18 protein-coding genes are annotated in these 24,965 nt (G+C 68.2%); 7 read left to right on the forward strand and 11 right to left on the reverse strand.

Going from position 1 to position 24,965, the window contains the following annotated elements; translation table 11 throughout:
• Nucleotides 1–2 precede the first annotated feature (2 nt).
• On the forward strand, nt 3–1,049 hold the full coding sequence (locus tag OXI49_17305) for an aldo/keto reductase (GenBank protein MDE2692259.1): 1,047 nt from the start codon (nt 3–5) through the stop codon (nt 1,047–1,049).
• Between the two features lie 22 nt (nt 1,050–1,071).
• Here OXI49_17305 and OXI49_17310 read toward each other — a convergent pair whose 3' ends face one another.
• Complete coding sequence (locus OXI49_17310; protein ID MDE2692260.1) at nt 1,072–2,547, reverse strand: sulfatase-like hydrolase/transferase; 1,476 nt, start codon at nt 2,545–2,547, stop codon at nt 1,072–1,074.
• A 116-nt stretch (nt 2,548–2,663) separates the two neighbouring features.
• Here OXI49_17310 and OXI49_17315 point away from each other — a divergent pair, with 116 nt between their 5' ends.
• Nucleotides 2,664–4,142 carry a sulfatase-like hydrolase/transferase gene (locus tag OXI49_17315; GenBank protein ID MDE2692261.1) on the forward strand — a complete coding sequence of 493 codons (1,479 nt, stop codon included), beginning with the start codon at nt 2,664–2,666 and terminating at the stop codon, nt 4,140–4,142.
• On the opposite strand, the gene OXI49_17320 is transcribed toward OXI49_17315, so the two are convergent.
• The 10 genes from OXI49_17320 to OXI49_17365 all read right to left on the reverse strand — a co-directional run bounded on the left by OXI49_17320 (nt 4,143) and on the right by OXI49_17365 (nt 20,462).
• Nucleotides 4,143–6,287 (reverse strand): hypothetical protein, encoded by a 2,145-nt coding sequence (locus tag OXI49_17320; protein MDE2692262.1) that lies wholly within the window; start codon nt 6,285–6,287, stop codon nt 4,143–4,145.
• A 34-nt stretch (nt 6,288–6,321) separates the two neighbouring features.
• A complete protein-coding gene (locus tag OXI49_17325) occupies nt 6,322–6,888 on the reverse strand; it encodes an HD domain-containing protein (protein ID MDE2692263.1) in 567 nt (188 codons plus the stop codon).
• Between the two features lie 133 nt (nt 6,889–7,021).
• Nucleotides 7,022–8,275 (reverse strand): hypothetical protein, encoded by a 1,254-nt coding sequence (locus tag OXI49_17330; GenBank protein MDE2692264.1) that lies wholly within the window; start codon nt 8,273–8,275, stop codon nt 7,022–7,024.
• Nucleotides 8,276–8,332: 57 nt separating this feature from the next.
• A complete protein-coding gene (locus OXI49_17335; GenBank protein MDE2692265.1) occupies nt 8,333–9,583 on the reverse strand; it encodes a hypothetical protein in 1,251 nt (416 codons plus the stop codon).
• Nucleotides 9,584–9,596: 13 nt separating this feature from the next.
• Nucleotides 9,597–10,913 carry an amidohydrolase family protein gene (locus OXI49_17340; protein MDE2692266.1) on the reverse strand — a complete coding sequence of 439 codons (1,317 nt, stop codon included), beginning with the start codon at nt 10,911–10,913 and terminating at the stop codon, nt 9,597–9,599.
• Nucleotides 10,914–10,943: 30 nt separating this feature from the next.
• Entirely contained in the window at nt 10,944–12,335 is a 1,392-nt protein-coding gene (locus OXI49_17345) for an amidohydrolase family protein (protein MDE2692267.1), read from the reverse strand.
• A gap of 79 nt (nt 12,336–12,414) precedes the next feature.
• Complete coding sequence (locus OXI49_17350) at nt 12,415–14,325, reverse strand: CRTAC1 family protein (GenBank protein MDE2692268.1); 1,911 nt, start codon at nt 14,323–14,325, stop codon at nt 12,415–12,417.
• Complete coding sequence (locus OXI49_17355) at nt 14,322–17,174, reverse strand: tetratricopeptide repeat protein (protein MDE2692269.1); 2,853 nt, start codon at nt 17,172–17,174, stop codon at nt 14,322–14,324. Before OXI49_17355 ends, OXI49_17350 begins: the two co-directional genes overlap by 4 nt.
• Nucleotides 17,171–18,832, reverse strand: a complete 1,662-nt coding sequence (locus OXI49_17360; protein ID MDE2692270.1) for a penicillin-binding transpeptidase domain-containing protein — start codon at nt 18,830–18,832, stop codon at nt 17,171–17,173. The genes OXI49_17355 and OXI49_17360 overlap by 4 nt, the downstream gene beginning before the upstream one ends.
• Before the next feature lie 106 nt (nt 18,833–18,938).
• Nucleotides 18,939–20,462 (reverse strand): sulfatase-like hydrolase/transferase, encoded by a 1,524-nt coding sequence (locus OXI49_17365; protein ID MDE2692271.1) that lies wholly within the window; start codon nt 20,460–20,462, stop codon nt 18,939–18,941.
• A gap of 183 nt (nt 20,463–20,645) precedes the next feature.
• Between OXI49_17365 and OXI49_17370 the strand changes: the two genes are divergently transcribed.
• The 5 genes from OXI49_17370 to OXI49_17390 all read left to right on the forward strand — a co-directional run bounded on the left by OXI49_17370 (nt 20,646) and on the right by OXI49_17390 (nt 24,954).
• A complete protein-coding gene (locus tag OXI49_17370; GenBank protein ID MDE2692272.1) occupies nt 20,646–21,791 on the forward strand; it encodes a TraB/GumN family protein in 1,146 nt (381 codons plus the stop codon).
• 243 nt (nt 21,792–22,034) lie between these two features.
• Complete coding sequence (locus OXI49_17375; protein ID MDE2692273.1) at nt 22,035–23,198, forward strand: ATP-binding protein; 1,164 nt, start codon at nt 22,035–22,037, stop codon at nt 23,196–23,198.
• Between the two features lie 23 nt (nt 23,199–23,221).
• Nucleotides 23,222–23,899 (forward strand): crotonase/enoyl-CoA hydratase family protein, encoded by a 678-nt coding sequence (locus OXI49_17380; GenBank protein ID MDE2692274.1) that lies wholly within the window; start codon nt 23,222–23,224, stop codon nt 23,897–23,899.
• A gap of 6 nt (nt 23,900–23,905) precedes the next feature.
• Nucleotides 23,906–24,637 (forward strand): glutathione S-transferase N-terminal domain-containing protein, encoded by a 732-nt coding sequence (locus OXI49_17385; GenBank protein MDE2692275.1) that lies wholly within the window; start codon nt 23,906–23,908, stop codon nt 24,635–24,637.
• Nucleotides 24,638–24,702: 65 nt separating this feature from the next.
• Nucleotides 24,703–24,954 carry a helix-turn-helix transcriptional regulator gene (locus tag OXI49_17390; protein ID MDE2692276.1) on the forward strand — a complete coding sequence of 84 codons (252 nt, stop codon included), beginning with the start codon at nt 24,703–24,705 and terminating at the stop codon, nt 24,952–24,954.
• The last annotated feature ends 11 nt before the right edge of the window (nt 24,955–24,965 follow it).

A 24,965-nucleotide genomic window follows, 5' to 3' on the forward strand; every position in this document is an offset into this window, starting at 1 on the left:
CGATGCAGTACCGCACTCTCGGACGCACCGGCCTGAAGGTCTCGCCGCTCGGCCTCGGCACGAGCAACTTCGGCGACGTGACGCCGGAGGACGAGGCGCGGCGGATCATCGAGCGGGCGCTCGACGCCGGCGTGAACCTGGTCGACCTCGGCCACATCTACGGCGACGGTCTCGCCGAGCGGATCGTCGGCAGCGTGCTCAGGGAGACCGGCCGGCGACACGAGGTCCTGATCTCGACGAAGATCTACCCGGGCGAGTTCGATGACGAAACGGGGCTGGCGCGCGTTGAGCACGTTCCCGGACAGAGTCCGAACGAGCAGGGGCTGTCGCGCGCCGGCATCCTGAACGCCTGCGACGCCGCGCTACGCCGGCTGCAGACCGACCACATCGACCTGTACCAGACCCACCGGCCCGACTTCGGCATCCCGATCGACGAGACGTTGCGCGCGTTCGACGACCTCGTGCGGGCCGGCAAGGTCCGCTACATCGGCTGCTCGACCTACCCCGCCTGGGGCGTGATGGAAGCGCTCATGGTGAGCGAACTGAAGGGCTACGTTCGCTTCTCCTCGGAGCAGGCGCCCTACAACCTGCTCGACCGGCGGATCGAGAACGAGCTGATCCCGCTGTGTCGGAAGCACGGCCTCGGCATCCTCGCCTGGGCGCCGCTCGGAATGGGCGTGCTGGCCGGCCGGTACTCGGATGCCACGGAGTACCCGGAAGGCTCACGCGCCGAGCTGCTCGGAAAGTACTACGCCCGCCGGGTCACCGAGCGCGCCGTGAAGGTCGGCATCGAGTTCGCCAGACTCGCGGCGGAGGCCGGCATCACGCCGGCCCAGCTTGCGATCCTCTGGTGCAAGGACCAGTCGGGGATCACCGCTCCGTTGATCGGCCCCAGGAAGCTCGAACACGTCGACGAGCTCGTCGCGGTCCAGGAGATGACGCTCGACCCCGATATCGCCGCCGCCTGCGACGCGCTGGTCCCGCCCGGCAGCGCCGTGTCGGACTTCCACAACACGTCGGGCTGGATGAAGACGCGCCTCACCTGGTAACCGGCCCGCGCACCCTCGCCTGCTAGGCCCGCCGCTCAGGCAACCGCTCCCGAAGGCGCCGCACCTGGTCCGGCTGCCAGGAGGCCAGGTTCCGCGACTCCTCCGGGTCCGCCAGCAGGTCCCACAGCCGCCACTCCTGGTCGCGGTAGCCGCGGACCAGCTTGTAGCGGCCGTCCCAGGCCATCCGGAAGTCCCGCAGGCCCGAGAGGACGACCTCACGGTGGCTATCGGTCGCGCCTTCGAGCACGGGCCGGAGGGAGCGGCTGTCCATCTCACCCGGGACCTCTACGCCGCCGTAATCGAGGAAGGTTGCCGCGAGGTCCATGATCGAGACCGGAGTGCCAGTCCGAAAGCCGCGACGGACTCCGGGCCCGGCCACGAGCAGCGGCACGCCGACCGAGGCCCGGTAGGGCACGCCCTTGCCCCAGCGCCCGTGCTCACCGAGCATCTCGCCGTGGTCCGAGGAGTAGACGATGATCGTGTTCTCGAGTTGTCCCCTCTCCTCCAGCCAATCGATGTAGCGGCCGAGCCACATGTCGATGTTCTCGATCATCGCGGCGTAGTTCCGGCGTGAGCCCAGGTGCTGCTCAGCCGTGAACGAACCGGTGTAGTTGTGCGGCAAACCAAGTCCCTCGAGGACGCGGTCGGGGCCGCGCACCGTCCGGTCCATCTCCCGCGTGATGTCCATCGGCGGATGAGGACCGACGAAGTTCACGACCAGGTGCCAGGGCTCGTCTGCCGGCGCCTGTTCGAGCAGGTCGAGGCCGTTGCGAGCAATCCAGTTGTCGCAGTACGCCTCGGGGCCGAGGGGTGAGGGGGTCGTGTCTCCCCACCAACCCTCCGGCCTGCTCGCGTTCCGCCTCGTCATGTCCTCGGCGCAGATCCGCCCCTGCGGCGGTTCGAGAGAATCCAGGTAGGCGTAGTACGGGTCGCTCGGGCCGAACGGCTCCCGGAGGTAGTACATGCCGGCACCCTTGCCGGCGTTGTTGATCATCGCGGAGAAGCCCCAGGCGTCGGCGCGGTTCGTGCCGTCGAGGCCCCAGTCGCTGCTGCCCTTCGACAGGTCGAGCTTGCCGCAGGCCATCGTGTGGTAACCGGCCTCGCGGAGCAGACGATGGTAGGTCGGGCGGTCGGCCGGGTAGTCGTACCGGTTGTCCGGTACGCCGCAACGGTCGTACTCCATTCCAGAGGCCAGGCAGGACCGCGAGGGAGCGCAGGTCGGCGCCGCGACGACGGCGGAAGTGAAGTTGACGCCGGTGTGTGCCAACCGCGCCATGTTCGGCGTGGACAGCGGCACCGCGTAGTCGTCGAGGCCGATCCAGTCGTACCGGTGCTGATCGGGAAAGAAGAAAAGGAAGTTCGGCCGGCGTCCCGCCGCGTCGGCCGGCGTCCGCGAACTCGGACCCGCGCAAGCGCCAGCGAGGCCCGCCAGACTGCTTCCGGCGACCAGGCTCGACGACTGCCGCAGGAACTCGCGCCGAGTGCTCTTATCGGTCATGCTGCCTGCCTCCAGCAACGGCGCCGCACCTCCGCCAGACACGACCGCCGCCTGCTAACATTGTAGGAACTTCCAACAAGCATAGACAGGCCGCAGCGGTCGGGCAAGGAGCAGTCATGAACCGTCGAGACCACCTTCTCTCTCGCCGCGAGGTTCTCGTCTCCGGCGCCGCGGCGACAGCGGCGGCTCTCACCGGCTGCGGCGACGCCCAGATCCCCGGCCCGCGCGCGATCAGGCGGCCGAACATCCTGCTGCTCATCTCCGACCAGCACCGGTTCGACTGGGTGGGGCGGAACCCGGACATCCCGGTTCCAACGCCTCACCTGGACGCGTTGGCGGCGCGCGGCGCCGACTTCACCCGCGCGATCGTGTCATCGCCGGTGTGCGGCCCGTCGCGGTCGTGCCTGGCATCCGGCATGGAGTACGAGAACTGCACCGTCGCGAGGAACCGCGACGAGTACAACGCGGCGCTCCGGCCGACCTTCTACAAGCACCTCTACGACAGCGGCTACCACACGATGGCCTGCGGCAAGATCGACCTGCACAAGGGTCCGGCCGGCCGGCGGCCGGACGGCAAGCTCCACATGGAGGAGTGGGGCTTCTCCGACATGTTGATCACCGGCAGCAAGGGTGGCGACGACAGCGAGCCCTACGGGTTCTGGCTCGATTCGCTCGACCCGCCGCTCAAGGACATCCACAACGCGGACATCGAGGCGCGGCGAGAGCCCCGGCACGTCAACTGGTGGGGGATGACGCAGGCGACGCCAATCGGCGACCACGCCTACAAGGACAACTACACCGCTCGCACCGGAATGGAACTGCTCGACGGCGTGCCCGAAGGCAACCCCTGGTTCCTGATCGTCAACTTCAACGGCCCCCATCCGCCGATGGACATCACGGAGCGGATGGAGCGGGAGTATCGCGGGCCCGACCGGGTGATCGAGGACTTCCCGCAGCCGCACAACTACCACGGCATCGCGCGCGCCGGACAGATGCTCGCGCCACCGTCACCGTTCACGCCGGAGCATCACGTCCGCATTCGCCAGAACTACGCGGCGATGATCGAGAACATCGACCGCTGGATCGGCCTCTACGAGGAGCGGCTGGCGGAGCGGGGCGAGCTGGACGACACGATCGTCATCTACACCAGCGACCACGGCGAGATGCTCGGTGACCATGACTACTGGGGCAAGGGGCTTCCCCACGAAGCGTCATGGAAAGTGCCCCTGGTGATGGCCGGGCCGGGCATCGCCGCCGGCACACGCAGCGACGCCCTCGTCACGAACATGGACCTCGCCGCGACCAGTCTCGACTACGGCGAGACCGGCGTTCCCGAGGAGATGCAGAGCCGGTCGCTGCGGCCGCTGCTCGACTCCGGGGGCGGCGAGCACCGGGAGCACATGCGCTCGGCGCTCAACTCGGGGAGCGCGGCGAGCGGCCGCTTCCGGGTCGTCCAGGACCACCGCTACAAGCTGGTCGACGGCTTCCTGGAAGAGACGGAGCTGTACGACCTGGAAGTGGATCCGTGGGATGACGAGAACATCGCGGCCGCGAAGCCGGACGTGGTGGCGCGGCTGGAGAAGCTGCTGGTCTGATCAGCGAATCAGGATGAGTTCCCTCTGCGGCGGCGACAGGAACTCGATGCCGTCATCGCCTGCGAGCGCCTCCTCGTGGGCCCACCAGAACAGGTACTGGTCCTGGCCTTCCGGGCCCGGCGAGGGCAGGTAGAAGAAGTACTCGATGACGAAGTGGTGGTACGGCGCGAGGGGAATGTCCTTCGACCAGTCCGGGCCCAGCGAGCCGATCCGGGGGCCGAAATAGGTCTCGACCGACTGCGGCCGGGCGCCCTTCGTCTGTCCGTGGGAGTCCATGGAAATGTGGGTCTTCGTCGTGTCGAAGCCGGCGACGTAGGCCGGGAAGTCGTTCTTGGCTGACACCATGTGGAGCTGGTTGTCGCGGACGATGATGCCGACCTCCTCGAACCTGGCCGTGTAGTCCTCGATGATCTCGCGCGGAGTCCGGCCCGCCTTGATCGTCTCCGCCAGGATCGCGTCGACCTTCAGGTACTCGGCCCAGAGCTCCTGGATCTCGGGCGGCGGCTCCGTCTCGCCGTCGCGCAGCACGTAGGCATACATGCCGATGCTCGGGTTCGTGACGATGTCGCCGCCCTGAACGACGGCGTCCTCCCAACCCTCGCTGCGGCCGCGCTGCGACTGACCGGTTCGCATGCGGCGCATGATGGTCAGTTCGGTCTCGTCGATCCCGGTGACGCCAGGCTCGATCGCGTCCAGCGCGTCCTCGAACAGCCAGAGCTCGTCGCGCCGCAGCCGCTTGAGCAGTTCGACCTCGCTCGGCACCTGGTGGTTGATGTAGTCCATCATCAGCCACTCGGACGAGATCAGCCGGCTCGCGTACCTGTCGCCGAGCTCCTCGGAGAGCAAGAGGTAGTCGGTGTGCGAGAGGCCGTCGATCTCGCCCCGGTAGGTCGGCCACGGACCCAGCTCGTGCTTGAAGTTGACCGCGATGACGTCCGGGTCGCGCTCGGCGACGAAGTCTCTGAGCCCCTCGAAGCGGTAGTCGTACTCCGTCAGCGGGCCGCCGACCGGCTCCTGGACCCGGACCGCCGGGGCGACGATGTCGTAGGCGCCGCTCTCTTCGACGTACCGGTAGTCCGTCTCGCCCCAGCCGCGCTGGGTGGCGCCCCAGCGACGTCCGAGGATGGCCCGCTCGATCCGGTCGCCGCCCCGGTCCGTGAACACGAAGACGCCCGAGGCGCTGCCGAGTTCGTCGATGCCGAAGGCGTCGGGGATCGACTCCCTCATCACGTGGATCCACATGTCGACGCCGCGCTCCCTCATGATCTCCGGGAGAACGAGATCGAACTTGTCGCGGCGGACCTTCCGGTTCGCCGCTTCGTACGGAGAGCGCAAAGTGTACGGCTCGATCTCGAGCGACGCGCCCTCGTAGTTCCCGTCCGGGATGACCATGGGGATCCGGTACTCGGGATCGCTCAGGATCTCGTACAGGACCGGCTCCCCCTCCTGCAGCTTCTCCGGCGTGTTGAGCGGCCACTCGTGCCCAATCTGTTCCAGACGGCCCGGCAGGTCTTGCGCCCCGATCATCGACGTGTAGACCCAGTAGATGTACTCGGACGCCATGCAGCCGTAGTCGCAGGTCACGTCGTCGTAGGTGTACCAGGCGCCCTCCGGGTACTCGTCCGGCGGTCCGTCGAAGGCGCCGCCGCGAGCGATGTCCATCGCGTCGGTCAGGGCGGTGCCCGGTTCCGTACCGAACACGTCCGGGTAGGCCACGCCGTAGCCGTTGTCGGTGACCATGTGCCAGACCTCTTCGATTGCCGCGTCGAACACGCCGCGGGCGCGGGCGTCGAGTTCGGTCTCCTCGTCGTAGAGGCCCTGGCCCCGGGGCGCGTTGGCCCAGTCCATGTACTCGGCTTCTCGCTGGGTGCCGGTCATGACGATCGTGCCGCCGGTGTCGAGCATCGCCTGGTGGACCCTGGGGTTGTCGATCTCACCGTCCTCGTCGTTGTCGAGGAACTGGGCGAGGACGCCCGCCGCGTGGAGGAGCTTGTCGTCGCCGGTCGTGTTCGTGGCGTAGATCGGCACGCCGTGGACCATGACCTTCTTGACCCAGGCGATCTCGTTCGCCGGCTCGCCCGCGTCGGGCACGCCGGCGCAGGCGACGATGATCAGGCATCCCAGCGGCCCAAGAGCGGTCTTCATGGTTCGTCCTCCTGGCCGCCCCAATGCGGCGAACTCAGGGAGCCAGGAGTTCGCGCCGGACGGCGTCTTCGATCAGTTCCTCGGCGTAGCGCCAGAGCTCGGGCGCGCCGTCCTCGATGCAGCCGTTGATCTCGCGCACCTGGTCTGCCCGGACGCCGTGCTCCTGCCAGGGCCCGCCGCCGTTGATGTAGTTCAGGACCATCGGCTGCAAGCGGTCCAGGGCCCTCGCGAACTTCGCTTCGGGGCTCCGCCGGGCCTCGAACTCGTCCCAGATGGCGCGCAACTCGGCCCCGCTCTCGGCCGGCAGCAGTCCGAAGATCCGTTTCGCCGCCCGCTGTTCGCGCTCCTCCTGGTCCTTCAGACCGGCCTGGTCGTAGACGAAGGTATCGCCCGCGTCGATCTCGACCAGATCGTGCACGATCAACATCTTCAGCACCTTGAGTTGATCGAGCCCGGGGGCGGCCGCGTGCTCCGACAGAACCAGCGCCATCAAGCTCACATGCCACGAGTGCTCCGCGGAGTTCTCGAGGCGTTCGTTGCCGACGATGGACGTGCGCCGCAGCACCTGCTTGAGCTGGTCGACTTCGACCAGGAAGCGCATCTGCTGCGCCAGGCGTCCGTGCCGTTCCGCCGCCCGCGGCCGGGCGTCGGAACCCGTACGCGTCTGGCGCGCGGACGCGCCGTCCGGGTTCCGTTCCTGCATCATGCAACGGTATCCAACTCATCCGGTCGCTCTACTCTTCCGACTGGTCCAGTTGCACGACGCCGTCGCTGAACTGCAGGGACTCGACGCCGCTCAGCGTGTCGACTCCGTCCCGGTCCGGCTGCGAGTCCGTCACCGTCGCACCGTCGCCGTCCGGCGTCACCTCGTAGTCGGCCGCCGGGCCGCTGAACACCGCGGTGTCGTCGCCGTCGCCACCGTTAAGCGTGTCGTTGCCGCCGCCGCCCTCGAGCCGGTTCGCGCCGGCGTTGCCGGTCAGCACGTTGTCATGAGCGTTTCCGCGGAGGCCCGCGTCGCCGTCGCCGGTGAGCGCGACGTTTCGCAGATGCTGCGTCTTCATCGTGTAGCGCACGTCCGGGTCGAACGTCATGGAGAAAGTGCCGCTGAAATCGAGCGGCAGCTCCGGCGTGTAGGCCAGGTGCGGCGGCACGAACTTCCCGATCAGGGCGAAGCCGAGTGGGTCGTCGTCGAGCATGGCGGACCTGCTGCCTGCGAAGTAGCGCCCGAAGTGCGACTGCCCATCGGGAATCTCGCCGGGTTCGATGTCCACGGCCTCGTACATGGTCGGCGGCACGGTCCAGAGGTCGTAGTAGTTGTCGATCAGCACGCCGACGTACTCGTTCGGGTGCTCCTGCGGCTCGTCGTCGGGCCAGCCGCGCCAGCCGTTCGCCTCGGCGACGTCGTTCGCCGCCCGCATCTCGGCGATCATGTCCGGCAACGTCGGCTTGATCCCGTAGTCATGGATCAGGTGCCAGATCTCCTCGTACGAGGCATCGCGGGTGACGTGGGCCATGTAATCCGCGTCGCCCGGGGCCGGGCACTCGTTCGCCCGGAGGTCCTGCATGCTGAGATCGGTCGCCCCCGCCAGCCCGGATCGCATCGCGGCATTCAGTTCCTCTTCCGTGTTGAAGAAGACCATCGTCGCCTTGCGGTCCGCCATCGCGCTGGCGATGCCGCTCTTGTCGTCGCCGTACTCCGAGCCCGGGAAGTCGGTCAGCAGGTGCTCCATCACGTTCAGGCCGTGCTTGATCTGGTCGCGGGTCCAGATATCCGAGACCAGGAAGTGGATCCGCCTCCCGTCCGGCGTCGGCACGTAGGCGTAGCGGTTGAAGTGCTCGTGGAAGACCTCCGGCACGTCGGCCGGCAGGTCGACGATGCCATCAGGCGAACCCGACGTGTCGATGTCCGGCAGGGTGACGAGCTCTTTCGGAGCGCATGAGACCGCAAGCAGCGCTAGAACCGCAATCAGAACGCATGTACGAACCAATCTCACATCGGTCCGAGTCGACCTCACATAGGTCCGAGTCAACTTCATCTGTCTCTCCTACTGTTCCAGTTGGACCGTCCCGTCGCTGAACTGCAGAGACTCGACGCCCCGCAGCGTGTCGACGCCGTCCCGGTCCGCTTGCGAGTCGGTCACCGTCGTTCCGTCCGCGTCGGTGGTGACTTCGTAGTCGGCCGCCGGGCCCGAGAAGACCGCCGTGTCGCTGCCTTCGCCGCCGTCCAGGGTGTCGTTGCCGCCGCCGCCCTCCAGCACGTTCGCGCCCCCGTTGCCGGTGAGCACGTTGTCGTAGGCGTTGCCCTGCAGGTCCGCGTCGCCGTTGCCGGTCAGCGCAACGTTTCGCAGATGCTGCGTCTTCATCGTGTACCGCACCTCCGGATCGAACGTCATCGAGAACGTCCCGCTGAAGTCCAGCGGCAGTTCCGGCGTGTAGGTCAGATGCGGCCCGACGAACCCCGTGACCAGCGCGTAGCCGGGCGGGTCCTTCTCCGGCATGGCCGCCCGGCTGCCGGCGAAGTACTGCCCGAAGTGAGAGTAGCCCTCGGGAATCTCGTCCGGCTCGATGGGGCGCCCCTCGTACACGGTCGGCGGCACGGTCCAGAGGTCGTAGTAGTTGTCGATCAGCGCGCCGACGTACTCGTTCGGATGATCGTCCGTCACCTCCCGGGGCCACGCGTACCAGCCCTTCTCCGCGGCCGCATCGTTCGCGGTTCTCATCTCGGCGATCATCTCCGGCAGCGTCGGCTTGATCCCGTAGTCGTGAATCACGTGCCAGATCTCCTCGTAGGCGGCGTCCCTGGTGACGTGACCCATGTAGTCCGCGTCGCCCGGGGCGGGACACTCGTTCGCCCGCAGGTCCTGCATGCTGAGGTCCGTCGCCTCGGGCAACCCCTCGCTCATCGCCTGGCGCATGTCGGGTTCGGTGTCGAAGAAGACCATGGTCGCCTTGCGGTCCGCCATCGCGGCGGCAATTCCGCTCTTGTCGTCGCCGTAGACCGAGCCCGGGTGATCCGCCAGCAGGTGCTCCATGACGTTCAGGCCGTGCTTGATCTGGTCGCGGGTCCAGCCGGAAGAGACCAGGAAGTGGATTCGCCTGCCGTCCGGCGTCGGATGGTAGGCGTACCGGTCGAAGTACTTGTGGAACACCTCCGGCACGTCGGCCGGAAGGTCGACGATGCCGTCGGGCGAGCCCGAGGTGTCGATTTCCGGCAGGGTGACGAGTTCCTGCGGGGCGCAGGAGGCCAGCAGAAGGACCGCAACCGCGATCAGAGCCGACATCCGAATCAGCCTCATCTGCGCCTCCCCTTCAGTCCTGCAGGTACAGCTCCCAGAAGCTGGCCTGACCCTCGTCCTGCGAGCGGTTCACGACCTTGCCGTCCTTGATCACCATGGACAGGCTGCGCAGGTGCGAGATGTGCTCGAGCGGGTTCTTCTCGAGCACGATCAGGTCGGCGAGCTTGCCGACCTCGACCGTGCCCAGGTCGTCCAGCATGCCCATCATCTCGGCGCTATTGCGGGTCGCCGCCTGGATGGCGCCCATCGCCGGGATGCCGTGGAAGACGAACTGTTCGATCTCGAGAATCCCGATCTCCGAGATCGGGTTCGAGTCGCTGCCGGTGGTCAGGCGGATGCCCGCCGCGTATGCCTTGTTGATCACGTCGCGCGCGTGGTTCGCGTACTCCGGGCTCCGTTCGTCGGCGCGGGAGACCCGCACCCGGCCTTCGATGACTTCCGGTGGCGCAACGTACCCGGCCTCCGCGATCAGCCGTTCCCGCTCGACGATGAACTCGTCGCTCAGGTTGCACTGGATCGTCGGGTCGAGGAACATCCCCGCCTCAGCCATCATCCGGATCGTGTCGTCGGAGAGGTCGTTGCCGTGCTCCATGCTCTCGGCGCCGGCCATAGCGCCGATCCGGGCCGTCCTGTCCCCGCCATGGATGGTGACCGGAACGCCGTGTCGATGCGCTTCCTCGATCCCGGCGATCAACTCCTCGGCCGGCATCCGGCTGCCCAGGAACTTGATGAGCTGGACCCCGTTCGCGATGTTGTCGGCGACGACCGCCCGGATCCCCTCCGGCCCCTTGCCGGTCCGAACCAGCCAGTCCGTGTCGCCGTCGGTCGAGAGCGGCGGGCCGCCGGCGACGATCCGCGGCCCGACGAAGGCGCCGGAATCGAACGCCTCCTTCCAGGCGACGTCGATGAAATCGCGGTCGCCGGTGATCCGCAGCGTCGTGAAGCCGGCCTTCAGCGCGTCGATCGCATTGCGGCCGGCCCGAATCATGGCCCGCGGCAGCGGTTCGTCCTCGAGCAGGCCCTTCGGGTCCGGCAGCAGGTCGCCGAGATGGGAGTGGTTGTTCCACAGGCCCGGCAGGACGTAGGCGCCGCCGAGGTCGAGGACGCGGCCATCGTCGCCGGGGTTCGGCGCGGAGGACGACGGCGTGTGGATCGCGGCGATCCGGTTGCCCTCGATGACGACCGCGGCGTCGTCGATCGGCGGCGCGCCGGTAGCGTCGATGACGGTGGCGTTGGTGAGGACGGTCGTCTGGGCGGCGGCTGCGATGGGCAGCAGCAGAACGAGAGTTACCGGAAGAGCTCCGCGGGTCCTGTTTGTGTTCCGCTTCATCCCTTGCCCTCCTGCGATGTACCGATCGCGCTATTGATCCGATGCCGTGTTGCCGCGCTGGAAGCCGGCCGCCTCCTCGGACTCCGCCAGGAAACCCTCGGGCAGTTCCATCGATCCGTAGTAGTCCCAGTAGGTCGACGTTCCGAGCTGTGCGTCGAGGTCGACGATCACGCCGCCCTTGAGCACCATCACGGTCTCTCGGACGTTCGAGATGTTCTCGAGCGGGTTGGCCCCCAGGACGACCAGGTCCGCCAGCTTCCCCTCCTCCACCGTGCCGAGCACGTCGAGCACACCCTGTACCTCGGCCGCGTTTCGCGTTGCCGCGATGATCGTGTCCATTTCGCTGACTCCGGAGATGACGAACTGCTCCATCTCCAGGAATCCCATCTCGCCGACCGGCATGGAGTCCGAGCCGATCAGCAGCTTGACGCCCGCCTTGGCGGCCTTGGCCAGGATCCGCCGCTGTTCGAGCGCGAACTCCGGCGATCGTTCGTCCGCGAAGGCGACCATCGTGCGCAGCCGCACGATGTCCTCGTCCTCGGCGTAGCCCAACTCGGCCAGGCGCGCCTCGCGCTCGGCGATGTACCCGGCGCTCAGGTTGCAGATGATCGTCGGGGTGTAGAACGTTCCCTTCTCGGCCATCAGCTCGATCGTCTCGTCGGTGAGCCCGTAGCCGTGCTCGAGACAGTCCACCCCGGCCTTGACCGCGGCAAGCGCCCCCGGTTCGCGGACGTGCGAGGTGACGTGAACTCCGAGGCTGTGCGCCGTCTGGACCGCCGTCTCCAGCTCGTCCGGCAGCATCTCGACGCTGAACAGCTTGATCACCCTGGCGCCTTTCTGGACGCGTCTTCGCACCTCCTTGCGGATCGCTGCCACGCCGTCCGCGCCTTCCTCGACGTAACCGCGATGTCCCGCGGTCGGGCTCACCGGCTCGCCGCTGGCGAAGACCCGCGGACCGAGGAAGAAGCCATGGTCGAACGCCTGCTGCCAGGCGACGTCGATGTAGTCCTCCTCGCCCACCGAGCGCACGCTGGTGAAGCCGTGGCGCAGCCCGTCGATCGAGTTCAGCCCAGCGCGGATGACCTTGGACGGCATCCGTTCGCCGGCAAGGGCGGGGTTGTCCGGGAACATCACGCTCAGGTGGGCGTGCATGTTCCAGAACCCGGGCAGCACCCAGGCGCCGTCGAGATCGTGGACCTGGGCCGCGTCGTCGGCTCCTGATGACTCGTACGGTCCCTGCACGATCGACGCGATCCGCTGGCCCGCGATGACGATCGTCATCCCCTCCTGCACCGGACCGCCGTTGCCGTCGATGACGTTGACGTCCGTCAGGACGATCGTCTGCGCGGAGAGGCCGGCCGGCAGCAAGCCGGCAAGGAGTATCGCGATCGCCCGAATCAGACCGATGCGGAGCGTTTTCATCTCAGGGAGGTTGACCGTCTACTGTACACGGTCCAGTCGAGCTCAGACTGTCGGTGCGCCGGCTTTCTGGCCGGCTCCGCTAGTTCGAAGACCGATACGTCACTTCGACGACTCGGTCGAGCGCATCGACATCCACCACCTGCCTCGAACCGTCCGGCCACACGACGTCGACACGCGTCAGGTCGTCAACCGACGCCGCCTCGCCCAGGCCGATCGTCACGATCGGCTCGACCTGGCTCTGGTAGCTCCGGGTCGGCATGACCCGTCGACGCTGAACGACCGGTCCGGCCGCCGTTTCCTGCTCCACCTCGACCCAGGCGCCGATGGCGTCCCGGTTCACCCGCTCGCCGTCGCCGCGGAGCAGGAAGCGCAGCCAGCGGTGGCCCGTCTCCTGGTCGTTGCGCAGCAGCAGGGGCCGGTCGCCGGTCTGGAGCAGCAGCACGTCGAGGTCGCCGTCGCCGTCGATGTCGGCGTAGCTCGATCCGCGGCCCACGAGTTCCACGGTCAGGCCGTCCCCAGGCGCGGGCTCGACCGGCACGAAGGTCGACGCCGCGTCCGGTCCGGCGTTCCAGAACAACTGAGGCGCCTGGCGGTACTGCTGGCTGGGTTCGACGACCTCGATGTCGTCCTCGAGGTGGCCGTTCACCTGGAGGAGGTCGAGCCGTCCGTCCAGGTCGTAGTCGAAGAAGAACAGGCCGAAGCTGAGGACCCGGCGGCTCGGCGCGCCGATGCCGGCGGTGATCGCCTCGTCGCTCCACAGGGTCGGGTCTCCCTGGGAAACGTAGAGGGACGTCATCTCGTTCGCAAAGTTCGCGATGGCGAAACCGAGCTCGCCGTCGTTGCGGAAGTCGGCGGCGTCCGCGCCCATCGCACCGGTCGCGGCGCCGTCCCGGCCGTAGGCCAGTCCGTAGAGTTCCCCGTCCTCGGTGAACACGCCGCTGCCGTCGTTGACCAGCAGGAAGTTGCGCACGGTGTCGTTCGCGACCACCACGTCGATGTCGCCGTCTCCCTCGATGTCCACCGGCGCCAGTCCGAGGGTCTTCGCCACCGGCGTGTCCGTCGCCGGATTCAGGATGTGCAGGCCAGCCTCCTCCGAGACGTCGGTGAACACGCCCGAGCCGTCGTTCCGGTAGAGGTCCATCGTCGTGCCGCCGTAGTTGAGCGGCGGCCCGTAGGCGCGCCCGACGCCGGTCAACTGGTAGCCGACCTCGATGTCGATCTGCCGTGACCAGCGCACGTAGTTTCCGACCAGGAGATCGAGGTCGCCGTCACCGTCGGCGTCGAAGAAGGCGCTGCTGCTGCTCCACTCCCTGCCTGCGCCGGCGACGCCGGCCGTTGCCGTGACGTCCTCGAAGCCCCCGCCTTCCACATTGCGGAACAACCGGTTCGGGCCCACCGCCGAGACGAAGAGGTCCGTCCAGCCGTCACCGTCGACATCGCCCACCGCGACGCCCGTGCCGTAGAAGCTGACCTCCAGGCCCGAACCCGCTGTGCGGTCCGCGAACTTCCCGGGACCGTCGTTCTCATATAGTGACATCGTAGGCCCGGTACCCGACCCAGCCTCCGAGTCCGAGAGAACCGCGTCCCAGGTCGTCGAGTTGACGAGAAGCAGGTCCTGGTCGCCGTCGCGGTCGACATCGAAGAAGGCCCCGCCGGCGCCCATCGTCTCGGGCAGCAGGGCCTCCCCCGCGGCGCCGTTGACGTGGACGAAGTCGATGCCGGCCTCCGCTGTGATGTCCGTGAAGGCCACGACGGGTACGTCCCGCGGCGCCGCCTCTACCGCACGCGGCGCGGCCACGGGAATCTCGACCGCTTCCTCCGGCCCGGCCTGGAACACGTAGCGGAGCGCCACGACGATCAACGCGGCGGCCGCCAGCGCCGCCAGCACTTTGAGGGAGCGGGCGAAGACCCGGCCGATGACCGCGTCGTCCTCCGGCGCGAGTTCGCCTTCGGAAACCTCCGGGCCCTCGCCCGGGCGATCCGGCGTCAACCGCCGCCTCCGGCGACCGCCGCCCGGCTGCCTTCGAAGCGCTCCGGCCGGTGCAGGTCGTAGATGACGATCGCCTCCGCGGCGTGATCGGCCGCGGGGTCGGCGCGCCTGGCGATGGCGATCGCCCGGTCGCGGGCGTTGTCGTCCGGCTTGTAGCGCGCGTGGAGCTCGCGGTGCCGGACCGCGTTCTCCGAGTCGCCGAGCTGGGCGTGGATCAGCCCGAGGTTGTAGTGGGCCGTCACGTTCTCCGGATCGATGACGAGGGCCCGCTCGAACGACTCGCGGGCCTCGTGCAGGCGCTCGGCCCGGGCCTCGGCCCGGGCCGGGCCGCGCTCCCGCTTGGCGCGCTCGAACAGCGCCAGTCCGAGTTCGTTGTGCAGCCGCACGTCCCGGCTGAAGTCGAAGCCGCGCCGGCGCATCTCCTCGCTGTCCGCCTCGAGGATGGAGCGGAAGTTCGAGATCGCCTCGTCGACGGCGCCATTCTGCAGGTTGACAAGGCCCGAGAACCAGGCGACCGACCAGCTCGGCGCCGGCGGATCGAAGGCCGCCGCGCGCTCGAGCGCAGCGATGGCGCTATCCCGCACCGTGCCCTGGGCCAGGTAGACGCGCGCCAGGTTGAGGGGACCGTCCGGGCGACCCAGTTCCTCGACCCGCGTGAAGGCCTCGATCGCCTGGCGGAGCTCGCCGCGGCCGGTGCCGCCCTTGCGCAGCAGGCCGATGCCATAGTCGTTCCAGCGTTGCCACAGGGGCTTCCCGGGCTCGCGGACGGCCGCCGCGGGCAACTCGGCGGCACTGCCGGAAGCGGCGGCGCCGTTCACCTGGAACGTCACCGAGTCCCGGGCCAGGTCGAGGATCGGCAGCTCGTTCGCCGTTCCCGGACCATAGATGTGGCGCAGGTAGGTCGTGTCGAACTTCCGGTATCGAAGCGCCGCTTCCACTGTCAGCGCGGCGGCAACGCCCGCCGGCGGCACCTCCAGCCGGTAGTGGACCACTTCGCCCGCTCCCGGCGGGATCTGGTGGTCGTAGAGCGGCACGAAGATGTCTTCCGCGTTGCGGCGGTCGATCCGCTTGCCATCCCGGTCGAGCATGTAGACGTTGATGAAGTGCGACCAGGGATCGACCCGGTTGCCCTCGCCGAGGCCGCCGCTGCGGCCGACCAGGTTGCCCAACTCGTCGCGCACCTCGACATCGAGCCAGAGCTGGTTCGAGTCCGCGGTGCCCTGGGTCAGGTGGTGACCCAGGCCCAGGGTGCGCACGACGACCTCCAGCAGGTAGTCCTCCCCCGGCTCGAGCGCGGGGACCTCCGGCCGGAGCGGCGCGATCAGCCCGTCCTCGATCGTGCCGCCCGGCTTGACGCCGAAGACGTCGACATCGACCACGCCCTCGTTGAACTCGCGGTGCGCCTCGATCACCCAATCCGGGAAATCCAGCAGGTGGGGGATGCCCGTGTTCGCCGACGGAAACAGGTGATCGTGGACCTGGGTGACGTCCGGCTGCTCGCTCTCCGCGTAGCGCCGGGAGCCGAAGTCCTCCGACGGCAGCAGTTCCATGTGGCAGCCGTTGCAGTTCGGCTCCGCCTTCGGCGGGTAGTAGAAGCTCGCCACCCCGTGGCCGGAAACGCCCGAGAGCAGGTGCGAGTCGTAGTGGTTCTGTCCGCGCAGGAACTTGTAGTGGTTCAGCTCTTCCGGGAGGTGGACCTTGTGGCAGGAGCCGCAGAACTCGGGGGTCGCGTGCAGGGGCTTGAGGAACGTTCGCTTGTGCAGCTCCGGCTTGGCCTTGACGAGCTGATGGTTGACATAGCGGAGCATTGCGGAGTCCGAGAACGCGAACGGGTAGTGCTGGGGTTCCTCGATCGTGTAGTCGGCGTTGCCGCGCGGGCTGTTGATGTGGGTGATCGCGTGGCACGAGGTGCAGGTGATCCCCGCGTGGGCAGACGGCTGGTCCACATCGAACTCCGGATCGTCGAAGGCGCCCGAGAAGAAGACCACCGGGTCATGGCAACCGGCGCAGAAGCGGGACGCCTGCACGTCGCCGGAGCGCTCGTACGCCTTGTCGCGCGTCTGCTGCACCGAGAAGCTGTACGCCGGATTGTTGAAGGAGCTGAATCGGTGGGCGCTGTAGGCCCAGCGGCTGTGGACATCCGCGTGGCACTCCACGCAATACGCATCGTTGCTCAGCGCGTGTTCCGGGATGAAGCCGCCGCTCGCGGTGCGCGCCAGCGACGGGAAGAAGTACTGCTCGCCCGACGCCGGGCCCTCGACGTTCCAGGCCCTCGGATCCTGGAACTGAAGCACCAGGGCGACGCCGACCAGCACCACGGCCGCCGCGGCCACCCGTCCGCCGATCCGCCAGTTGATCCGCTTTCCCGCGAGCCGGTGGAGGACGAACAGCCAGACCGCAACCAGTGGCGCCAGCACGTGGAGCCAGTAGGCGACGCCGCGGACAGTGGGGTCGTTCACCGTGATCACGCCCTCGATCCGGGTCAGCACGATGCCGCTGAAGAGCAGGACGAGCGCCGTTCCAAACAGCGCGTAGCCGACCTTCACGGCGCGGCGATTGGGACGGTTCCGGGCATTGCGCATGTGGGCGAGACCGAACCAGATGACCGGCAGCACGAACAGGGCACCCACCGCCAGGTGCAGCAGGAACATCGAGATGTAGAACCAGTTCTGGTAAGTCTCGCCGGTCGCCACTTCCGCCGCGCGCACCCCGGACAGGTAGAAGGAGTTGACCGCGAGCAGGGCGAAGAGCCCGAAAACCACCCACAGCAGCGGTTTCAGCCTCGGGCCGATGGCTGGCCGGTAGCGCCGGCGAACGGGTCGTTTCCCGCCGCCCGCGTCCGTGGTCACGGTCCCGCTCCGGTCGCTCCCGTAAGCCGCAGCGAATCACGAGCAGCGGCGTCGATCTCGTCGCCGACCAGACCATCGAGGGCCCGCAGCAGACGATTCGTCACCGCATAGCCCGCGCGCCGAACGCGCGACGAGGTCGGTTGGCCGGTCACCCGGACCGCGAAGGCGAAGCGAGGCGGCTGCCCGCCGCCCGCGGGGAAGAAGCCGGCGTAATTCACGTGGAACGGCTTGTCCGGACCGCGCGCGGTGCCCGTCTTCATCGCCACCTGCAGCCGCCGCGGGGCGACCCGGTTCGCGGTACCGCCCGGCGACACGACGGCGCGCATCGACTCGTGGAGCGCCGGCAACCAGGACGGATCCAGGACCGGGACGGCCTGCGGGTCGTTGGCGACCGGCGTCCGCGGCGAGATGCCGAGCAGGCCGTCCGCCTGCAGGACGAACCGGGGCTCGCGGCGCAGCCCGTCAGAGAGCGTGGCGGCGAACACTGCGGCGCCGAGAGGCGTGATGGACGCCTCCTCCAGGCCGATCGAGAGATCGCCGAGCCGCTTGCCTGGATGGCGGTACTCGTGCACCACGCCGATGGCGTTCTTCGGCACGGCCTCACCCTGAGCGCCGCCGATCACGAAGCCGTAGCGCTCGTACTCCTCCACCAGGGCCCGGTCGCCAACGTCCATCGCGAGCCGGGCGAACGAGACGTTGCAACTGCTCGCCATCGCGTCGGTAAGCCCCCTGAGGCGCCCGCGGATAGCGGCGCAGTACAGACGCTCGCCGTCCATCAGCACCGAGCCCCGGCAGGTCATGCTGGCGATCTCCTCGTCCGGGTCGAGGCCGGCCCGCATCGCGGCCGTCGTGGTGATCAGCTTGGCGATCGAGGCCGGCTCGCGCGGGTCGAGCACGCTGTCGCCGCGCGCCCGCCAGCGGCTTCTTCGGTTCCGGTTGCTGACCGCCGTCAACACCGCACCCGACGGAAGCTCGAGGATCGTGATCGCTCCCTCCTCCCGTCCCAGCGCCCTGGCAGCCGCCTCGCTCCAGGCCCGGTCGATCGTCAGCCGCAGCGCCCTCGCGCCGGCCGTGGAAGTGGCCATCGCCCCCGGTCCCGCGGCGGCCAGACCGGGCGGCTGAAGAGCGGGGGGAAGCAGGTGCGTCGCCAGCTCGGGCGGAACGAGCCCCGCCGGCAGATCCTCTTCCAGGGTCAGGGAACGGTCATCGCCGATCGATCCCAACGGCCGGCCCCTACGGTCGAACAGCAGTTGCTGGACACCCGAGGCGTCGACCAACTGCGCCCGGCGCAGCCGCCGCTCGAAGGCCGACGCGGGCGGTTCGACCACGGACTCCGCCGCCGCCTCGCCAGAACCGGCCGCCGCATCCGCGGTAACCGGACGGTTCAACCCGAGTTCGACTTCGGCAGCCTCCAGCAGTGCCGGCGGCAGGTGCTCGGCGTACTCGTCGTAGAGATCCGCCACCTCCCGCCAGCGACTCTCTCCGGCCGCCTGCCGGGCGGCAAGGCCGAGCAGTTGCGGCGCCCTCTCGGCGAGCTCTGCGAAGTCCGCGCCCCCTATCGCCGCTTCCGCCATCCGCAGATCGACACGCGCCTGGCGCACGTCCTGCCGGACCCGGAACGAAAGGACGGCTGCCACCGCGAGCGCCAGGACCAGCACCGCCTGAACCCGACGGCGCGGAGGCCAGAGGACGCGCCACGTCTCTGCGGCGCCACGCCCAGCGTTCTTCCGGTTACCGCTCATCTCCTCGCCGCGAAAGGGCGACTCAGAATACCAACTGCACCCACTCTCCATCGATCTGGGTGATCGTCGAGCGCACGCCGGGGAGGATCTGCTCGTCGAGCAGCGTCCCGCGCCAGGAATCCAGCTCGGCCTCCAGCCGCGCGACGACGTCCGGTTGCTCCGCCGCCAGGTTGTTCAGTTCGCCCACGTCCGCGTCGAGGTCGTAGAGCAGCGTGAGCTGGCCGTGCGGCGAGTCGGTCGGCCAGCCGCCCTCCGGCGGCTGCAGGCGGCCGTCCCCGCGCAGGTTGTCGGGACGAAAGTCCGTGCGGTTGAGCTTGATCAGCTTGTACTGCGCGTCCCGGATCGCGACGCTCGCGCCGGCCCGCCAGTACAGGTACTCGTGCGGCGCGCCGTCGGCTTCGCCCGTCATGTAGGGCAGCAGGTTCACGCTGTCTTCGGTCTCCGCCTCTTCGCCCGCCGCCGCGGTGAACGTCGCCATGTAGTCGAGCGTGATCACCGGATGACTGATCTCCTGCCCGCCATCGACGGCCGCCGGCCAGCTCATGATGAACGGGATCCGGACGCCGCCCTCGTGGTGGTAGCGCTTGAAGCCGAACAGCGGACCGTTCGAGCAGGCGTTGCCGATGTAGCCGGCGCAGCCGTTGTCGCTGGCGAAGGCGATCAGCGTGTTCTCGTACACGCCCTGAGCCTTCAGCGTCTCGACCACCCGCCGCACGCTCTCGTCGAGCGAAGCGACCATCGCCGCGTAGACCCGCGTCCGCTGATCCTCGATGTGGCGGTACCCCTCCAGGTACTCGGCCGTCGCCTGCAGCGGCGTGTGCGGCGTCGTGTGGCTGAGGTAGAGGAAGAACGGCTCGTCCCCGGCCGCACTGCGCTCGATGAACTCGACCGCCTCGTCGGTGAAGACGTCCGTGAGATAACGCTCGACCTTCTCCTCCTCGAATCCGCGCAGGACCTTGTTCCGGCGCTCCGTCGGCCCCTCTTCGCCGCGACGCGAGCCGTACTCCACACCGGGCAGGCTGGAGTCGATGAAGATGCTGCCGCCTTCCAGGACGCCGAAGTACTCGTCGAAGCCGCGGCTCATCGGGTGGTGGGGCTCCTGGTGGCCGAGGTGCCACTTGCCGACCATGCCGGTCCGGTAGCCCAGGACCTTCAGACGGTCGGCCAACGTCGCCTCGTCGAGGCTCATACCGGCGTTGACGTCGCGGCCGGCCGGGTTGAACTCCCAGCCGTGGCGCTGCTGGTAGCGCCCGGTCACGAGGCCGGCCCGCGACGGGCTGCACACCGGGTGGCTGACGTAGCCGTCCGTGAACAGGACGCCGCTCGCGGCCAGCGCGTCGATGTGCGGCGTCGAGATGATCTCGCTGCCGTAGATGCCGATGTCGGCGTAGCCGAGATCGTCCGCGAGGATCAGCACGATGTTTGGCGGGCCGGCGCCTGAGTCCTCGGCCGGGGGATCGGCTTCGGGCGCGCCGCAGGCCCAGGCGAGCGCGGCGACCGCCCCTAACGCGATGATCCTGGAGTTCCGCGTCGTCATCCTCTTCATGGGACCTCCCTCCTGGTTCTCAACCCTCTCGAACCGAAGAGCGTACCGGACGCGGACCCCCCTGGGCCGGCCTCGTGGGCTACGCTCCGCGCTGCCATGACATCCGAAGCCGCAGGGACATCCGAAGCCGCAGGGACATCCGAAGCCGAAGGCCAATCGGCTGCAACCGAACTCCCGTCCTCGGTGCAGCGACTCGAGCTCGACGAGCGCGAGGTTTTCCTCGTCGGCACCGCCCACGTCTCGCCCCAGAGCGTGCGCGACACGAAAGAGACGATCGAAGCCGTCGAACCCGACACCGTCTGCGTCGAACTGTGCCCGGCCCGCTACGAGAACCTGGAGAACCAGGATTCCTGGCGCAAGCTCGACATCTTCCAGGTCATACGCGAGGGCAAGGCGGCGCTTCTCCTCAGTTCCTTCCTCATGCACTCGTTCCAGCGGCGCCTCGCCCAGCGATTCGGCATCGAGCCCGGCGCCGAAATGCGGGAAGCGATCGCCCGGGCCCGTGAACGCGGCGCCCGCCTCGAACTGATCGACCGCGACATCCAGATCTCCCTGAAGCGCACCTGGGCGTCGCTCGGCTTCTGGCAGCGGACGAAGGTGATGGGCCAGTTGGCCGGCAGCGCGCTGGTCGGCGACGACCTGAAGGAAGAGGACATCGAGAAGCTCCGCGACAGCGGCAACCTCACCGACCTGATGTCGGCCCTCGCCGAGGCCCTGCCCGGCGTCAAGGACACGTTGATCGACGAGCGCGACGCCTACATGGCCGAGAAGCTGCGCCAGTCGGCGGGCCCACGGACGGTCGCCGTCGTCGGCGCCGGGCACCTGCCCGGCATCGCCGGCCTCGCCGACTCCTCCTGCGACCTCGAGGAACTCGAGCAGGTGCCGGACCCGCCGATCTGGCCGCGCATCGTCGCCTGGCTCGTGCCGATCCTGATCATCGCCCTCTTCGCCTACGGCCTCGTCTGGGGCGACAGGGAGCGCGCCGTCGAATCCGTGTACATCTGGGTCGCGCTGAACGGCGGCCTCGCCGCTCTCGGCGCCGTCATCGCTCTGGCGCACCCGGTCACGATCCTCGCCGCCTTCGCCGCCGCGCCCCTGACCAGCCTGAATCCCCTGATGGCGGCCGGCTGGGTCGCCGGCCTGGTCCAGGCCGTGCTCCGCAAGCCCCTCGTCGCCGACATGGAGAACCTCGCCGACAGCCTGGGTTCCGTCCGCGGCTTCTGGAGCAACCGCCTCACCCGCATCCTGCTGGTCGTCGTTCTGTGCAACCTGGGCAGCGTCCTGGCTACCTTCATAGCCGGCGCCTGGATCGTCGGCCGCACGATTTGAACAAGCGCCGGGGGATTCCGGTCCACTTCCAGCTTTGGCCAATAGTTGATAGCGCTAGTCGGAGGCCGTGACTCCGCGCCGAAACTGGGTCAAGGAGCCAGGCAGATCAAGACCACGTTCCCAGTCTGCTCGCCGTCGCCGCGAGGGAGAGAGCGTCTCGACCTCAACACGAGACTCTGCCGCCAGGCTGGACAACTCGCCACAAGCCGTTTATTGTCGTAAATCTAACCTTTGAAGGTGAATATGCGACAATCTACAGCCAGACAACGTCTCCTCAACGCCGCTCTCTGGCGACTCTCCCAATCGCCGGTCACCGCTCTTCTGGGGGCCCGGCAGGTGGGAAAGACGACGCTCGCCCAGCAGATCGTGGCGGCGTGGGAGGGGCCTTCCACGGTCTACGACCTGGAGCTGCCAGCGGTGCGCGAGGCGTTCCACACGACCCCGGAGCGGTTGCTTCGAGGCGGCGAGGGCCTGGTCGTGATCGACGAGGTACAGCGCGTACCCGAGCTGTTCGAGATTCTGCGACCCATCTGCGACGACCCTGACCGAAAGGCGATCTTCCTGCTCCTGGGCAGCGCCTCCTGGGACCTGATCCGGGGCGTCTCCGAGACTCTGGCCGGACGGATCTCGTTCGTCGACGTCAGCGGCTTCTCTCTCGATGAGGTCGGAGTCGAGAGTCAGGACCGGCTCTGGATCCGCGGCGGCTTTCCACTCGCGTACCTCGCGGAGTCGGATGCCGCGTGCACGGTGTGGATGGAGTCGTTCACGCGCACCTTCCTGGAGCGGGACGTTCCGGGACTCGGGTCGAGGGTGTCGCCGGAGGCCCTCGGCCGCTTCTGGACCATGCTGGCGCACGTCCACTCACAGACCTGGAACGCGTCGGCGCTCGGCCGCTCGATGGGAGTCGGCGTCAACGCGGTGAACCACTATCGCGACCTGCTCGCGGGGACGTTCATGATCCGGGTGCTGCAGCCGTGGTTCGAGAACGTCGGCAAGCGCGTCGTCAAGGCGCCAAAGGTCTACCTGCGCGACTCAGGCATCCTCCACCATCTGCTGGGGCTGGGGTCGATGGACGATCTCGTCCGCCATCCGGCCTATGGCCCCAGTTGGGAGGGCTTCGCCCTGGAACAGACCCTGATCGCGTTCGGCTCCCGCCAGGCGTACTTCTGGGGCACTCATCGGGGCGCGGAACTCGACCTCCTGCTCCTCCGCGGCGGCAGACGCTGGGGCTTCGAGTTCAAGTGCGCGGACGCCCCCAGGACGACCAAGTCGATGCACACGGTCAGCAGGGACCTGGGGCTCCAACACCTGTGGGTGATCTACCCGGGCGACATGGAGTACCCGTTGACGGAGAAGATCACCGCGGTCCCGCTCAAGAAGATCCGCCAGATCAAGGTGACAAACTAGCGAAACGCCAAAGGAGCCGATGGATGACTGAACCGACCACCTACGAGCAGATCGGCGACGTGGCCCTGATCACGATGGACGACGGCAAGGCGAACGTCTTCGGACCGCCCATGATCGCCGCCGTGAACGCCCAGCTCGACCGTGCCGCGGACGATGCCAAAGCCGTCGTCCTGACCGGCCGGCCCGGCCTGTTCTCCGGCGGCTTCGACCTCAACGTGTTTCGCGATGCCGGCCCGGCGGAAGCCCGCGCGATGGGACTCGCCGGAGCGCGTCTGATGATGCGCCTGTACGGATGGCCGCAACCCCTGGTCGTCGCGGCCAGCGGCCACGCCATCGCGCTCGGCGCGCTCTGCGTGCTCACCGGCGACCACCGACTGGCCGCTGACGGCGACTTCCGGTTCGGGCTGAACGAGGTCGCGATCGGCAGAACGCTGCCGCCGTTCGCCTGGCTGCTGGCCAGGGATCGGCTCTCCAAGCGCGCCCTGACGCTAGCCGCCCTGACCGCGAGGATGTACGACGCCGAGGGCGCGCGCGATGCCGGTTTCGTCGACGCCGTAGCACCCGCCGGCGAGCTGCGCGACGCCGCCCTCGAGCGGGCCGCGCAGTTGGCCGAACTCGACGCCAACGCGTTCTCCGCAATGAAGCGGGGCCTGAGAGGCGACGGCATCGACGCCGTCGTGGCCGGTCTGGACGGAGGCTAGGAACGAATGGCTCTCGACGTTTACTTCAGCGCCACGCCCAACGGCTGGAAGATCTCGATCATGCTCGAGGAGCTGCGCGAGGCGGGAGTCGAACTGCCCGAGACGCGCATCCACATGGTCGACCTCTCGGCCGGCGACCAGTTCACGCCCGAGTTCACCGCGATCAACCCGAACCAGAAGATGCCGGCCCTGGTGGATGACGGCCGCGCCGTCATGGAGAGCTGCGCCATCCTGCAGTACCTCGGCGAGAAGTACCCGACCCCGCTCTTCCCGACGGACGAGCGGCGCTGGGACGTCCTTCCCTGGCTCTACTGGCAGGCCGCCAATCTCGGCCCGGCCTTCGGCAACAAGCTGAGCTACACGCGTTACATCGACATTCCCGATGAACAGAAGGCCCATCCGCTGGAACGATTCGGCAGGGAGTCGCTGCGGCTGGTGGCGATTCTCGGCCGCCGGTTCGAGAAGCACCCCTACATCTGCGGGGACGACTTCACGGTCGCCGATATCTCCGTCTTCCCCTGGATCCGGGCGTACAAGTGGGCGAAGGTCGACATCACGACCCAGCCCGCCGTGGTCGACTGGCTGAAGCGCGTTCGAGCCCGCCCGGGCGTGGATCGCGGAGTCGCCTACGGCGTGCCGAAGGACGAGGTCGACAGCTTCAGCAAGGAGCGCCGGGAACGCTACAAGGCACGCGGCGCGCAGATCGCCGCGAACGAGAATCTCCGGACGTCGGTCTGATCGCAGGCCGAGCAGCCCGAACCGCCTGCACCGCTAGAATTCCCGAAGTCTCGGAGATTGGAGCGATGAGCCAGGAAGCGACAGTCCAGCAGGTCCAGCTCATGGGCCACCGGATCCGACGCCTGCGGCGCAAGAACAAGCTGACGCAGCCGGCGCTGGCCGAGCGGGTCGGCATCCCGGCGTCCGATCTTTCCCGAATCGAGCGGGATGAGCTCCGCGTCAGCCTCGACGTCCTGATCCGCATCGTCGCCGAGTTCAACGTCGGGCTCGACGAGTTGATGGGCAAGCCGGCGGCCCGGCCACGCGGCCGCCGCTAACACTGGGTGCG

It is taken from the genome of Acidobacteriota bacterium, assembly GCA_028875725.1.
Classification (GTDB): domain Bacteria; phylum Acidobacteriota; class Thermoanaerobaculia; order Multivoradales; family Multivoraceae; genus Multivorans.